This is a genomic window from Chromatiaceae bacterium, assembly GCA_016714645.1.
Classification (GTDB): domain Bacteria; phylum Pseudomonadota; class Gammaproteobacteria; order Chromatiales; family Chromatiaceae; genus M0108.
In genome coordinates this window covers 99,854-113,502 of record JADKCI010000001.1, presented here as the reverse complement: position 1 = coordinate 113,502, position 13,649 = coordinate 99,854, and the positions used below count along the sequence as shown (strand labels likewise).

General features: G+C 66.2%; 10 protein-coding genes and 3 pseudogenes. 4 read left to right on the top strand and 9 right to left on the bottom strand.

Going from position 1 to position 13,649, the window contains the following annotated elements; all coding sequences use genetic code 11:
- Positions 1–3: 3 nt before the first annotated feature.
- Together IPN92_00485 and IPN92_00480 are read right to left on the bottom strand one after the other, a co-directional pair.
- Positions 4–483, bottom strand: a pseudogene (locus IPN92_00485) (nucleotidyl transferase AbiEii/AbiGii toxin family protein).
- 242 nt (positions 484–725) lie between these two features.
- Positions 726–1,310, bottom strand: coding sequence for a Uma2 family endonuclease (locus tag IPN92_00480; protein ID MBK8636805.1), 585 nt, complete (start codon positions 1,308–1,310; stop codon positions 726–728).
- 357 nt (positions 1,311–1,667) lie between these two features.
- Here IPN92_00480 and IPN92_00475 point away from each other — a divergent pair, with 357 nt between their 5' ends.
- The 4 genes and pseudogenes from IPN92_00475 to IPN92_00460 all read left to right on the top strand — a co-directional run bounded on the left by IPN92_00475 (position 1,668) and on the right by IPN92_00460 (position 4,218).
- The gene (locus IPN92_00475) at positions 1,668–2,486 is read left to right on the top strand and encodes a Fic family protein (protein MBK8636804.1); all 819 of its coding nucleotides are present in this window, start codon (positions 1,668–1,670) and stop codon (positions 2,484–2,486) included.
- A 119-nt stretch (positions 2,487–2,605) separates the two neighbouring features.
- The gene (locus tag IPN92_00470; GenBank protein ID MBK8636803.1) at positions 2,606–2,950 is read left to right on the top strand and encodes a type II toxin-antitoxin system Phd/YefM family antitoxin; all 345 of its coding nucleotides are present in this window, start codon (positions 2,606–2,608) and stop codon (positions 2,948–2,950) included.
- Positions 2,932–3,420: a DUF3368 domain-containing protein gene (locus tag IPN92_00465; GenBank protein ID MBK8636802.1), complete on the top strand. Its 489-nt coding sequence runs from the start codon at positions 2,932–2,934 to the stop codon at positions 3,418–3,420. The genes IPN92_00470 and IPN92_00465 overlap by 19 nt, the downstream gene beginning before the upstream one ends.
- Positions 3,421–3,455: 35 nt before the next feature.
- Positions 3,456–4,218 (top strand): annotated as a pseudogene (locus tag IPN92_00460) (Fic family protein).
- 6 nt (positions 4,219–4,224) lie between these two features.
- Here the strand turns inward: IPN92_00460 and IPN92_00455 are convergent.
- The 7 genes and pseudogenes from IPN92_00455 to IPN92_00425 form a co-directional block, all read right to left on the bottom strand.
- A pseudogene (locus IPN92_00455) lies at positions 4,225–5,196 on the bottom strand (IS481 family transposase).
- 176 nt (positions 5,197–5,372) lie between these two features.
- Positions 5,373–6,302, bottom strand: a complete 930-nt coding sequence (locus IPN92_00450; GenBank protein ID MBK8636801.1) for a nucleotidyl transferase AbiEii/AbiGii toxin family protein — start codon at positions 6,300–6,302, stop codon at positions 5,373–5,375.
- A complete protein-coding gene (locus tag IPN92_00445) occupies positions 6,299–6,922 on the bottom strand; it encodes an AbiEi antitoxin N-terminal domain-containing protein (protein MBK8636800.1) in 624 nt (207 codons plus the stop codon). The genes IPN92_00450 and IPN92_00445 overlap by 4 nt, the downstream gene beginning before the upstream one ends.
- Before the next feature lie 247 nt (positions 6,923–7,169).
- Positions 7,170–9,911 carry a formate dehydrogenase subunit alpha gene (fdhF, locus tag IPN92_00440; GenBank protein MBK8636799.1) on the bottom strand — a complete coding sequence of 914 codons (2,742 nt, stop codon included), beginning with the start codon at positions 9,909–9,911 and terminating at the stop codon, positions 7,170–7,172.
- A 78-nt stretch (positions 9,912–9,989) separates the two neighbouring features.
- Positions 9,990–11,633 carry an SLBB domain-containing protein gene (locus IPN92_00435; GenBank protein ID MBK8636798.1) on the bottom strand — a complete coding sequence of 548 codons (1,644 nt, stop codon included), beginning with the start codon at positions 11,631–11,633 and terminating at the stop codon, positions 9,990–9,992.
- 35 nt (positions 11,634–11,668) lie between these two features.
- Positions 11,669–12,181 (bottom strand): histidine phosphatase family protein, encoded by a 513-nt coding sequence (locus IPN92_00430; protein ID MBK8636797.1) that lies wholly within the window; start codon positions 12,179–12,181, stop codon positions 11,669–11,671.
- Positions 12,182–12,326: 145 nt separating this feature from the next.
- Positions 12,327–13,208 carry a fructosamine kinase family protein gene (locus IPN92_00425; protein ID MBK8636796.1) on the bottom strand — a complete coding sequence of 294 codons (882 nt, stop codon included), beginning with the start codon at positions 13,206–13,208 and terminating at the stop codon, positions 12,327–12,329.
- Between the last annotated feature and the right edge of the window lie 441 nt (positions 13,209–13,649).

Genomic DNA, 13,649 nt, shown 5'->3' with positions numbered 1-13,649 from the left:
CCCCTAGGCAGTGGACGGCCTGGCCTCGCCGTATCTCGCCCGATTGCAGGGGTAGAAGCGCTGCTTGAAAGCGACGACTTCCGCGAGCAGCGGCAAGTCGGCCAGCGCCACCGCACGGACAGCACTCTCCGCGAGGCGGAATAGGTCGTAGCAGTGGCGCGAATAGCGACTGGGGATCGCCCGAGGATTGTGAGCCTGCTGGTGCAGGATGGTCGCCTATTCCCAGAAGGTCCGCTCGGCCCTGATCGCAATGACCGGACAATCGGGTTCGGCAAAGATCTTGGGGAAGGCATCGGCAGCATAAGCTCGGAAGCTGTACTCGTCGTGGGGAACCCAGGATGCCAGGGGACCGATTTCCAGTCGCACCTCGGGGCGCAGGTAGGTCTGGGCAAAGGCGGCCGGATAGTGGATCTCCACCACTTGCCCTTCGTGGTCATCGATAGACAGCCTGACTGCCGGACAAATGCCAAGCAACACCGCCAGTTGCGGGCACGGGTCTCACGGATGTAGGCCGCGGCGGCTTGGCCCGGCTGGTAGCGCGGCTGGAGCCGCTGGTGTGTATCAAGGGGTGAGGCGCCCCGCGGTGGGGCCATGTCCAGGGCGCGCCGTTACGAGGTGTCACATCAGGCGCCAGCCTTGGTGATGTGGAATAGGCTCCCGCCAGCTTGTCTTCGCCGCGCAAGTCAACCACTTGCTCTGGCAGAGAAAGGCGTGCGCGGGTTATCTCACCGCGCGATGGGGTCGCCAGGCGGCCAGTGAATCGCCATGCCCGCGATCACGCCCACCGGGGTCGGCTCCTCTAGCGCCCGGATGTCCGGCTTGCCGAAGGTGCCATCCTCGCCCAGCCGATAGATGGTCAATACCCGGTCGACCGGGTGTAGCAGCCAGTATTCCCGGACCCCGTGACGCTCGTAGAGTGCCCGTTTACGGATCTGATCATGGGCGGCGCTGGCGGGGGAGAGGATCTCGATGATCCAGTCCGGGGCACCCCGGCAGCCTTTGTCATCCAGCTTACGGGGATCGCAGATGACCGCTACGTCGGGTTGTACCACCGTATCCACGCGCGCGTCGGCCTCGTCTTTTCTGGGCAGGCGCACATCGAAGGGGGCGACATAGATGCGGCAGTCCGTTCCCTCCAGATGGGGATGTATCTGGGCGGCCAATACGACGACGAACTCCTGATGCAACCGCATCGGCGCGGGTGCCATGGCAAAGGCCTCGCCGTCGATCAACTCCCAGCGCTCCCCCTCGGGCCACTGGCAATAGTCCCCATAATTGAAGTGGTCCATTTTGCGGGCCGCCTTGGGCATCTGGGTGTCTCCTTCTTGCTAGGGATCATCGTGTCCTGTATTCGAACAAAATAGATGTTACGTCACGTCTGGCAAGTGACCAAGAGGAGCGACCCCCCTGTTCATGCACAGGTTTCATGCCGAGTTCAGTTGAAAGATAGAAGGTCCAGATGCGGCGGCAGGTTTGGTGATGCCCCTCTGGTGTAAAGGCTGCCACGGCGACCTAACCGCCGCGTAGAATCCACCTTTCCCCTTGCCTTGGAACCATGCCCATTCCAGGCCTACAGGCACGCCCTTGGGGAGGGTGTTCAGCCGGTTCGTGTTCAGGAATTCAGTGCCCTTACCCTAGCCAGTGAAGATCAGCCACGGAGCCCCGCTATGAATATTCCTCGCCTCAAGGTCCTGGCAGGGCTGGACCCGGACATTCGGGCGGCCCTGATGGCTCAGGTGCGGGACCTCTGGACCCACGGTTCCACCGCGCTCGAAGGTAATACCCTGACCTTGGGGGAGACCAAGTTTGTCATCGAGGAAGGGCTGACGGTCGGGGGCAAACCGCTCAAGGACCATCAGGAGGTGGTGGGCCATGCCCGCGCCATCGAGCAGATCTACGCCTGGACGGAAGAACCGGTGACTCTGGATCGGCTGTTCGATCTGCATCGGGCCGTGCAGACCGCCGAGGTGACGGATATCTATATGCCTAATGGCGCCTGGAAGCGTGAGCCCAACGGGGCCTACGCGGTGACCGCCGATGGCCGCCAGACCTTCATCGAATACGCCATGCCCGGTGATGTGCCCCTGCTCATGGCGACCTGGTTGACGGCATTGAACCGCTTTTGCGTCAAGCCCCTGAGCGAGGATGAGGCCCTGGCCGCTTATGCCCGGCTCCATCTGGGCTTTGTCCACATCCATCCCTTCTGGGACGGTAATGGGCGCATGGCCCGCCTGCTCGCGAACCTGCCACTGTTGCACTCCGGCCATTTGCCGGTGGTGATCGAACTGAAGGATCGCAAGCGGTATATCGAAATCCTGGCTGCCTACCAAATCCAGGCCGGACAGCTTGGGGGCCATACCGGCGTCTGGCCCAACCCGGGGCTTGAATCGGCTTTTGTATCCTTTTGCCAAGCCTCTTACGAGGCCACGCGTGCCCTGCTGTCCCAGGCCAGGGCGCAACAGGCGCGCCGCGGGCCAGGGATATGAATAGGGGAGTCACTTCCAGAGGCACCTAGAGTCGCGAGGCGACCTGTTTTCTTGGGGACTGGCGCATCGGGGTTTGCTGTTATGCTTCTTCCTATGGAACATTCCCATGGGAGCTAGGCATGGAGACGGTCAACGTCAGTGGGCTCAAGAATAACCCCAGCGAGGCCCTGCGTAAGTGCCACCAGGGCGTCGTCGTGGTGTTGAACCGCGACAAGCCCGATGCCCTGATGGTCGGGATCGAGCTGGCCGGCGTTCTGAACGCTAAGGGCGTCAAGCCCGCGTTGGCCACGGCACTGTTCCGCGACGGGAATCTGTCCCTGGCGCGGGCTGCCCATCTGGCCGAGATGCCCCTCGGCGACTTCGTGGCCCACGTCTCCCGCCTCGGCATTGCCGTAGTGAGCCTGGATGCGGACGAGGCGACGCGGGACCTGGACACCCTGGAGTCATGGCTCGCCTCGTCCTGACCGATGCGAGCCCCTTGATCGGGCTGGCCCGGGTCGACGGCCTGGCCTGGCTCGGTGCCCTGTTCGGCGTGGTCTGGATGCCCCCCGAGGTCCGCCGGGAGGTCTTGCCGAACCGGGGCCTACCGGATGAAAGGGTGATCCTGGCCGCGGAGGCAGCAGGCTGGCTGCGCGAGAGCGACCCGCCGCCGATGGGTCCGGAGCTTCCGGATCTCGACGAAGGCGAGGCGGCCTGCATCCGCATTGCCCTCGCCAGTCCAGAGCCCAGCCTGCTATTGATAGACGAGCGGGCCGGCCGGGCGATCGCCACCGAGCGCGGCCTGTGCGTGGCCGGCACCGCCGCGATCATCGGTATGGCGAAGGCAAGGGGGCTGATCGGGTCGGCGCGGGAGGTGTTCGCGCGGCTGCATGGCTCCGACTTCCGCATTTCGGCCCAGGTGATCGAGACCGTACTGCGACGGGTCGGGGAATGAATGGGGCCGGAACTGGCAGACCCAGCCAGACTGCCATGGGAGCGCCGTTTCCGCGCAGACCCAGCGTCTGCCCTGAGGAAAGGGGAAAAGGCGGGGAAAAGCGGCGGGGAAAAAGGCGTCACCATTTAGCTGTCCTGTTCAAACCAGGCTCCGGGGTCAGGTCGGCGTGCCCCGCCTGTCCCGGCGCGACGCGCGTCGGGGTCAGCGCAACATGCGCGTACGGGGTATTGCCGTTGGCCAGGGTGCGGGATCTCTGGACCCACGGTTCCACCGCGCCCTAAGGTAATACCCTGACCCTGGGGGAGCCCCAGTTTGTCATCGAGGAAGGGTTGAGGGTCGGGGGCAAACCGATCAAGGACCATCAGGAAGTGGTGGGCCATGCCCGGTGATGTGCCCCTGCTCATGGCGACCTGGTTGACGGCATTGAACCGCTTTTGCGTCAAGCCCCTGAGCGAGGATGAGGCCCTGGCCGCTTATGCCCGGCTCCATCTGGGCTTTGTCCACATCCATCCCTTCTGGGACGGTAATGGGCGCATGGCCCGCCTGCTCGCGAACCTGCCACTGTTGCACTCCGGCCATTTGCCGGTGGTGATCGAACTGAAGGACCGTAAGCGGTATATCGATACCCTGGCTGCCTACCAAGTCCAGGCCGGACAGCTTGGCGGCCATACCGGCGTCTGGCCCAACCCTAGGCTTGAGTCGGCTTTTGTGCTCTTTTGCCAAGCCTCTTACGAGGCCACGCGAGCCCTGCTGTCCCAGGCCAGGGCGCAACAGGAGCGCCGCGGGAAAGGGATATGAATAGGTGTCAAGACCCGTGAGATTATATACCTTCTTTTTGAACAGCTCTGGGCATTTCTCCTGCCAATCTTGCAGGGCCTGAACCGGCGCGATGTGCCCTAACGCGCGCTGGGGAATGTGATGATTATACAGGCGCACATAGCGGCTCAGGGTGTCCTCCAGGCGCTGGGCCGAATCGAAGCGGGTGGTGGCCAGCACCGCGCTGATGCGGCCATTGCAGCGCTCGACCCTGCCGTTGGTCTGGGGATGACGGGGCTTGATGAGGCGGTGGTCGATGTTGTGGCTCTCGCAAGTGCGATCAAAGCGATGACGCCCGGTGGGGTCACGTTCGCCGGTGGCGCAGAAGCGATCGGTGAATTCCTGGCCATTATCGGTCAGGACTTTTTGCACCGGGAAGGGGGCCTTCGCGACGAGTCGCTGCAGGAAACTGGCCGCATTCACGGCGGTTTTCTCGCCGAGAATCTCCACGTACACCCCGCGTGAGGCGCGATCGATGCCGACGAACAGCTAGCGATGTGCGTCTTCGTCCGGCATCTGTGGCAGATACTTGACATCGACATGGACGAAGCCAGGTTCATAATCCTTAGTGGTTTTCGTTGGTTGCTCGTCGGCTTCCGGCTGGGGAATTAGGGCCTGGAGGTGCGAGACGCCCTGCCGCCGCAGGCAGCGATCCAGACCCGAACGCGAGACCGCGGGATTGAGGAACTCGCGCGTCACCGCCAGCAGGTCATCCAGGGGCAGGAGCAAGGTTTTACGCAACTCGACGACGACCAGCTCCTGGGCCGGGGTGAGCGTGGTGTGCAGGCGATGGGGACGATGTGAGGCATCCTGACCGTTATCACGGCGCCGCCATTGGCGCACCGTGGCGCGGTTCAGATGGTACTCGCGCGCCAGTTCGCGCTCTGACTGGGTGGATTCGCGCAGTTCCTGGCGGATGGCCGGGGTGGTGCGCGCGTTCTTATGCAGGTTCAGATTCATCGTAGGCCGGTCTCCGGGTGGCTCGTTGCGACGTCGTGCGTGCCTCTTCTCTCAAGAGGCGCAGCACCTCCCTGGCTAAGAATAACGGATAACTCCGTCTCGGCATATAATCACACGGGACTGGACAGTGGATCTCCTCGTGGATGTCATGCACCGCATTGTATGTGCGGATACGGTCAATTGGCTCCCCGCCACGGGCGGCGCCAGTCGCCGCTGGCTTGCCAGTGATCAACCAGCGAAGTGCCGTCACTGGCGGCGTTCAGCGGCGGCAGCAGGAAGCGCCGCAGCAGGTCCAGGACATCAGCGAGCAGCACCGGGGCGAGGGCATTCTTGGCGAGGAAGGCCCTCCACTGGGTCTGTTTCTGGCGGTCCTGGGCGAAGTCCTCGGTGAGACCGAAGGGTACCCCATCGGGGAGCGTGGTTGCGCGCCGGTCGAAGGTCGCGTGGATCGCCTGGGTGAGAATGTCCCCGTCGAAGTCCGCCTGGCAGGCCAGGACCCACAGGTCGAAGTAGTCTTTCATGCGGCTGTTGGCGATGCCCAGCGTGACCAGGGCCTCGAACTTCTCGGCGACCACGGTGTAGCGCGGGTAGGCGCGAAGTCTGGGGGCCGGTAGCTCGGGGAGCATGACCGGGTAATCGACCGGCTCCGGGGCGGGCGTCACCGCGTCGCCGAAGCCGACATCGACCTGCACCGAACAACGTGCGCCCGCCAGAAGCCCGACCAGGGTGACGCGGATGCCGGCATAGTTGGCCTCCTTGCGGATCTCCCCGCCGCGGACCGTCTCTGCCTGAAAGCGAATACCGTCGTCGGGCTCGCTGGCGGCGGCGCACAGGTCGCGGAAGACCGCCTCCAGGATCGGGATCTCCGCCGGGCCGAACCCCAGGAGGTCCACGTCACGGGTCGGGCGGTGGGGGATGTCGAACCACAAGTCGAACAGCAAGGCGCCCTTGAGGAGGAAGCGCTCCGCGTGGCTGGAGCTACCCAGGCGGTACAACAGGCGCTCCAGGGCATAGCGGGTCAGGACTAGGTTGAAGTCCTGACCCTCGGCCTTCGCCTTGTTGAGCAACCGGGCGCGGATGGACGCACCGATGTCCAGCCCCGTCACGCCAGGCTCTCCAGGTAGGGGCGCATGACGTTGGCGACCCGATCAATCTGGGCGTAGCGCCAGATCTCGTCGATGCCCGCCCGGCGCGCCTGGCCATCACGTCCCAGGACATCCTTCAGCGCCTCTAGGGCCACGTCCAGTCCGATCTTGTTGCGGTATTTGAAGCAGTCCGCCACGGTCCTCGCCACCCCGGTGATGCGCACCGGCACCTCGTCGATCATGTGCTCTTCGACGCCCTCGGTTAGGCCGGCATCGGAGAACCGCACGGTGCGCAGCGGCCCAGAGAGATGCAGGCTGTCCAGGCGCGGGGGGCGGGCCTTGTTCGGGATGGCGAGCCAAACCTCGAAGGGGGCTTGGGTCGTGATGTCGTGGAAGCGTAGCGCCGAGAGTAGGCAGACCACGGCTCGGGGGTGCATGCGGGCGACCTCGGCCAGGGCGGCGTGCTCCGACACCTCGCGGTCCGGGAGGGAGTAGAGCCCGCGCCCAACCCGGGCGAGCCGACCCTGGCGCACCAGCCGGGTCAGCGAGGCCCGGGGCAGCCCGTGGGCGGTCAGGTCCAGGGGACGGAGGAGCCCGCGGGTCCGCGCAAGATCAAGGATGGATTGTTGGGTTGTCTCCATGCCCGGAGCATGCTCCAGAATACCGGTAACAGTCAACCGCAGCCTGCTTTTAGCAGCAATTCCCGCTCGCTGAATGCACAGCCGAGGCAGACAGCCACTTGGCAGTAATGAGCCGATGCGGGCACGGCGCACCCCTTGCCGCCTGGCGGCGATGCGAAGGCTTCAGGTGCGGATGCGCGCGGCGCAACTCTGTGAGCAGCCGCTTGGCGGCGTTGCGCTCGCAATCGTTCTTGCGCGCGCCATCGGGCTAGCCTTCGGGCCAGGCGGGTAGCTTGCCTGGTCCGGGGAACGCCCGCTCAAAGTCCACGGCGACCACCTTGAACTCGGGGGTAAGGGTGAATTCGTCGCCCACGTCGCTGGTGAGGTGGTTGATGGCTACCTCGGGGAAATGGAAGGTGGTGTAGAGGACGCCAGGTTTGACGATATCGGATAGCGCGACCCGCATCAGCGTCTCGGCCCGGGGGGAGCGGAGGCGGACGCTATCGCCGTGGGCAATCTGCTTGGCCCGGGCGTCGTCGGGATGGACATAGAGGAGGTCCTCCCCGACCAGTTCGGCGTTGGGGGTACGGCGGGTCATGGTGCCGCTGTTGTAATGCTCCAGCAGCCGGCCGGTGGTGAGGATGAAGGGGTAATCGGTCCCATGAGTCGCCAGTTCCGCCGTCTCCTCGAAATCCCAGACCTGAAAGCGGCCCAGGCCGCCCTTGAAGGTATCGCGATGCAGGATGGCGGTATCGGTGCCGTCCGCGGCCACCGGCCACTGTTTGCCCTGGTCGCCCAGCTCCTCCCAGCGGACCCCCTGGAAGAAGGGGACGATGCCGGCGATCTCCCGCAAGAGGTCCGGCGCCGAGTAGGCTGCCTGGGGGTAGCCCATGCGCCGCATCAAGTCGATGACGATCTGGCCATCGGGCCGGGTGCCGGCCAGGGGTGGGATGACCTGGCGCACCCGTTGGATGCGGCGCTCGGCGTTGGTGAAGGTGCCCTCCTTTTCGAAACAGGAGGAGGCCGGGAAGACGACGTCCGCCAACTGGGCGGTGTCGGTGAGAAAGAGCTCCTGGACCACCAGGAATTCCAGGCCGGAGAGGGCATGACGGACCTGGCAGGTGTTGGGGTCGGTGCGCAGCAGGTCCTCGCCCATGATCCACAGGGCCTTGAGGTCGCCCCGGGTGCTGGCGGCGAACATCTCGGGGATCTTGTAGCCTGGCTTGTTGGGGAAGGCGACGCCGTAGAAGTCCTGGTAGCGGGCCTGGACCTGAGGGTCATCCACCGCCAGGTAGCCCGGGCCCTGGTGGGGCTGGACGCCCATGTCGGCGGCGCCCTGAACATTGTTCTGGCCGCGCAGGGGATTGACCCCGGCGCCGGGCTTGCCGAGGTTACCGGTCATGAGGGCGATGGCGGCGATGAGGGCGACGGCCTTGGTGCCTTGCCAGTGCTCGGTGACCCCCAGGCCGTGGAACTCCATGGCCGCCGGGGCGGCGGCGTAGGCGCGGGCGGCGGCCTGGATCAGGTCCCAGGCGACGCCGCAGAGGCGCGTCTGGGCGGTGACGTCCAGGCCTTGCAGGTGAGCGGCAAAGGCTTCCCAGCCCTCGGTGCGGCGGGCGATAAAGTCCTGATCGACGAGGCCCGCGTCGAGAATGGCGCGGGCGAAGAGGTTGAGCACCGCCAGGTTGGTCCCCGGCCGGGGGCGCAGGTGGTACTGGGCATGGCGAGCCAGCTCGGTGCGCAGGGGGTCGATGACGATGAGGGGCACGCCGCGCTGGACCAGCGCCTTGATGCGGGCGCCGGTGACCGGGTGGGCCGCGGTCGGGTTGGCGCCAATGATCAGGATGCAGGCCGTCTGGTCGAGGTCTGCCACCGAGTTGGTGGCGGCGCCGGTGCCCAGGGTCCACTGCATGCCCAGGGCGGTGGGGGCGTGGCAGACCCGGGCGCAGCCGTCGATGTTGTTGGTGCCGATCACCACCCGGAAGAACTTCTGCATCAGGTAGTTTTCTTCGTTGGTGCAGCGGGCGGAGGAGATGCCGGCCAGGGCATCCGGGCCGTGGCAATCCTTGATCTCCTGGAAGCGGCGGGCGCTGTAGTCCAGGGCCTCGTCCCAGGTCGCCGGCTGGAGCTGGCCGTCCCTGCGGATCAGGGGCGCCGTCAACCGGTCGGGGTGGCGGTGAAATCCAAAGGCGAAGCGGCCCTTGACGCAGGTGTGGCCCCGGTTGACGGCGGCGTCCTCGGCGCCCTGGATGCCCTGGATCTGGCCATCCCTGACCTTGACCTCCAGGTTGCAGCCGACCCCGCAGTAGGTGCAGAGGGTGCGGACTTGCCGGTCGTAGGGGGCGGTCTTGGTGCCATAACGGTCGGTGAGGGCGTTGGTGGGGCAGGTCTGGACGCAGGCGCCACAGGCGACGCAGGGGGAGTCGCTGAAGGACTGGTCGGCCCCGGCGATGACCCGGGCCGCGAGCCCGCGTCCGGCGACCGCCAGGACCTGGCCGGCCTGCAATTCGTCGCAGGCCCGGACGCAGCGGTAGCAGCCGATGCATTCGGCCATGTCGGCCCGGATGTAGGGGTGGCCGAGGTCCGGGGCCGGGGCGGGATGGCGGGCGCCCGGGGGATAGCGCACCGCCGGGCTGCCGAGGGTGGCGAGGGTCCGCTGGAAGGCGGTGGGGAGCTGGCCCGGAGCCGGCTGGATGCGGTCGGCGGGGTAATCGGAAAGCACCAGTTCGAGGATGTTCTGGCGCAGCCGCCGAATCCGCTCGCTGGCGGGATAGAGGTATTGACCCGGCGCGACCGGCGTATGGCAGGCGGCCAGCACCCGGGCGGGGCCGTTCGGGGCCTGAGCCACCTCCACGGAGCAGAGGCGGCAGGAGCCGTAATTCTCCAGGTTGTCGGCCTGGCAGAGGGTGGGGATGAGGTCCTGGCCCCGGTGCCGGCGCACGAACTCGAGCAGGGTCTCGCCAGGGATGATGGCGAAGGGCCGGTTGTCGATGTAGGCGGTGTTTTCCATGTCCCTGGCCCTTGGCAAGGTGTCAGTCGCGTGAGTCAAATTGGCCCGGTGCCGACCACTAGCGCCCCGCTTTCCTGGTCAGGCATCAAGGAACAGCGGAGCGAGTTCGTCGCCAAAGTAGGTCAGGGCATTACGGACCGGCAGGGGCAGGCCGCCACCGAGGGCGCAGAGGGAACCCAGCTCCAGGGTTTCGAGCAGGTCCACGAAGAGCCTGGGGTCGATCCGGGTGCCCTGGCGGATGGCACCCTCGACCAACTCCTGGCCGCGTCGCGCGCCGATGCGGCAGGGGAAGCATTTGCCACAGGACTCCCGCGCCGTGAAGGCGAAGAGGTGGGCGAGGAGTTCGGCCAGGGGAAACCGCTCGGGAATGGCGACGATGCCGGCGTGGCCGAGCAGAAAACCCGCCGCGGCGAAGGCCTCGAAGTCGAGGGTCAGGCTGTCCACCTGGGCGACGGGTACCAGGCCACCCAGGGGGCCGCCGATCTGGAAGGCCTTGACGGGGTAGCGGGTGCCGCCGCCCAGGCCGTCGAGGACCTGGCGCAGGGGGGTCCCCATCGGTACCTCGTAAACGCCGGGGCGATTGAAGCCGCCGTCCAGGGAGACCAGCTTGGTGCCGGTACAACGTGCCAGGCCTTGGGCCGCGTAGGCCTCGCCACCGGCCGTCAGGATATAAGGCAGATTGGCCAGGGTCTCGACGTTGCTGAGGAGGGTGGGTTTGCCGAACAGGCCATGGCTGGTGGGGAAGGGCGGCCGGACCCGGACCTCGGGCCTCAGGCCCTCGATGGAGTTCAGCAGGGCGGTCTCCTCCCCGCAGATGTAGGCCCCCGCGCCCGCGATGACCTGAAAGCGAAAGGCGGACCCGGCGCCGCGCCGCCCGTCCCCCGGGAGGTCAAGGGCATCCAGTTCGCCGATGGCCGCCCGGATGGCCGCGAGCGACTCGGGATACTCACCGCGGATGTAGAGGACGCCGGTATCGGCGCCGATGATAGCGCCGATGGCCATCATGCCGGCCAGGACCGCATGGGGTCGCTCTTCCAGCAGCCACTTGTCGGAGTAGGCCCCCGGGTCGCCCTCGTCGGCATTGCAGACGACATACTTCTGGTCACTCACGGCCTCGCGGGCGGCCTTCACCTTGAGGTGGAAGGGGAAGCCGGCGCCCCCGCGTCCACGCAGCCCGGACGCCTTGATCTCGCTCAGGGCGGGTGCGGGCGCTCCCTTCAGGGCGAGCAGCGGGGCGTAATAAGCCGCGAGCGGCGGGAGGGGGGCGAGGAGGACGCTCGGCGCGGCCAGTGTGCCGGTGGGGACCGGTTTGGGGGCGGGAGATGGGGTGCCGGGCCTGTCCAGTAAGGCCAGGTCCTCCCGGGTCCAGGTGGCCTGATCGTAAAGGAAGGCATCGTTGCGATGACAATGGCCGAGACAGGTGACATGGCCTATCTCGGCCTCACTGAAGTGTCCGGACAGGGCGGCCTGGAGGCTTGCTTGCCTGCCGGATACCCGGCAGGCGGTACCCTCGCACAGGAGGACCTTTTTTCCGGCCTGGTCGAGTTGCGGAAAGTCATAAGAGGCGCTGGCCCCAATCAGGCTAGCCTCGCTCACCAGGAATTCCGCCGCGATCTCGGCGAAACGCCGACCGCCGTCTGGCCGCAAGGCCTGCTGGGTCGCCGCGTAGAGGCTCCTGTCCAGGCCTTTCCGGGCGGAAAGACCCCTGAGGTTTTGGGACACGCGGCGCTAACGACGGGCTTGAGCAGGGGCGGCCATCAGTCCGCCCGGCGGGGCCGGCGCACGCCGAGCAGCTTGGCGCTGCCGGGCGCCAGCTTGCGCCAGTCCTTGGGCATCTCCAGGCGGGCGAGGGTCGAGGTGGGCAGGAGTTTGCCATCCGGGGGTGTCTCCACCGCGTCCCCCAGCAGATAGCGCATCAGCTCTTCCATGCCCGGATTGTGGCCGATGAGCATCACGGCGCGGGGCTTGGTCCGGCAGGTAGCGAGAGCGTCGAGGAGGGCGGAGACCTCGGCCGCATAGAGTTCCTCCTGCCAGAGGATGTGCTTTTTGTGGTAATCCATGGCCGCGCACACCAGGAGCGCGGTCTCCTTGGCGCGCTGGGCTGGTGAACTGACCACCAGGTCGGGCACCAGGCCCTCTTCCAGCAGCCAGGCGCCGATACCGGGGGCATCCTTGAGGCCCCGCTTGGCCAGGGGGCGGTCGAAATCACTCAGGGCGTCCGTTTCCCAGTCGGATTTAGCGTGGCGTAGCAGTTGGAGTTCTCTAGACATGATGAAACCGGTGACCTCAATGACAGGATGGCCGGTGTTTTACCATACCCATCATCGAACTGTCACCGTGTCTCATCGCGGCCCCGGTCCTGGCCGGGCCCGGAGGCAACCCCTGCCCCCCTCTTTCCCGCGGCCGACGAGCTCATCAGTGCAGTACCGCCAGCAGGCGATCGATCATCCCCAGGGCCTGGCTCAGGTAGCCGGCGCCAAACAGATTGAGATGGTTGAGAATGTGGTAAAGGTTGTAGAGGTCCCGGCGGATTTTGTAGCCCGGGTCGAGGGGCCAGGCCTCGCGGTAGGCGGCTTGAAAGTCGGCGCCGAAGCCGCCGAAGAGCTCCGTCATGGCCAGGTCGGCCTCGCGGTCCCCGTAGTAGACCGCCGGGTCGAAGAGGACCGGCTGGCCCTCGGCGTCAAAGGCCAGGTTGCCGCTCCAGAGATCGCCATGCAGCAGGGAAGGCTGGGGGGCATGGTCGATAAGTGCGGGGCATGCCTCCCATAGCCGCCGGCCGCGGTCCTGGAGGCGGCCGCCGAAACCCTGGGCCAGGGCCAGGTCGAGCTGGGGGCCCAGGCGCCGGGCCTGCCAGAAGGTTGCCCAATCCCGCTCCTCGCCATTGGCCTGGGGCGTGGAGCCGATGAAGTTGTCCCGGTCCCAGCCGAACCGGGCCTGGCTCTGGCGATGGAGATGCGCCAGTCGCCGGCCGGCCTCGGCCCCACCCTCCCGCCGCGGCGGGCCGAAGGCAAGGTATTCCAGGACCAGAAAGGCCTCCTCCCCCGCCCGGCCCGCCCCGAGGGGGGTGGGCACGCGGATGGCCTTGGCCGCCGCCAAGGCTTCCAGCCCCGCCGCTTCCGCCTGGAACATGGCGAGTCGCTGGGCGTCGTTGATCTTGACGAACCAGGCGCTGGCCCCATGGCGGAGCACGTAGGCGCGGCTGATACAGCCGCCACCGAGCTCCTGGATGGCTCCCGGTTGGCAGGGCTGGCCCGTGAGGGCCTGGATGTGGGCCGCGATCTTGTTCCAGTCAGTCATGGGGCATGAGCCTCCGTCATGAGGTCCGCGCAGGGCTTATCGGCTGGCGACCGGCCGCCAGAGGGCCCGGGAAAACACCAGCGGCCCCTGAAGTCAAGACCCTTGTGCACAGGGTTGCGCAAAAGTTCGGCAAGGCCTGAACCGCGATCAGGGGCTTAGGGGGCCTGTGCGCAATATGCTGTTTATAAAAAATATTTCAGATTGTAAAGATTTTGGCCAATTCCGCCAGAGCCCAGCATTTTAGCCACTTTTGGGCGCTTTCCCCGCCCTTTCCCACAAACTTATCCACAGGCGAAGGGGATAAGCGGTATTTCTACCGAGTGCTCAGCAGCTTGCCGGCCTTTCGGCAACCCCGGTCGAGCAATCCTCCTCAATTGATCCGCCGACCCGATGCCCAAAGGGCCGCCGCCGATGGCGTAGAATTCCCTTGCCGGCGGCTCC

Excerpts from the sequence above, each read along its gene's own strand:
- IPN92_00480 (MBK8636805.1), bottom strand. The coding sequence starts at position 1,310 with ATGCCCAAGGCGGCCCGCAAAATGGACCACTTCAATTATGGGGACTAT.
- IPN92_00475 (MBK8636804.1), top strand. The coding sequence starts at position 1,668 with ATGAATATTCCTCGCCTCAAGGTCCTGGCAGGGCTGGACCCGGACATT.
- IPN92_00470 (MBK8636803.1), top strand. The coding sequence starts at position 2,606 with ATGGAGACGGTCAACGTCAGTGGGCTCAAGAATAACCCCAGCGAGGCC.
- IPN92_00465 (MBK8636802.1), top strand. The coding sequence starts at position 2,932 with ATGGCTCGCCTCGTCCTGACCGATGCGAGCCCCTTGATCGGGCTGGCC.
- IPN92_00445 (MBK8636800.1), bottom strand. The coding sequence starts at position 6,922 with ATGGAGACAACCCAACAATCCATCCTTGATCTTGCGCGGACCCGCGGG.
- fdhF (MBK8636799.1), bottom strand. The coding sequence starts at position 9,911 with ATGGAAAACACCGCCTACATCGACAACCGGCCCTTCGCCATCATCCCT.
- IPN92_00430 (MBK8636797.1), bottom strand. The coding sequence starts at position 12,181 with ATGTCTAGAGAACTCCAACTGCTACGCCACGCTAAATCCGACTGGGAA.
- IPN92_00425 (MBK8636796.1), bottom strand. The coding sequence starts at position 13,208 with ATGACTGACTGGAACAAGATCGCGGCCCACATCCAGGCCCTCACGGGC.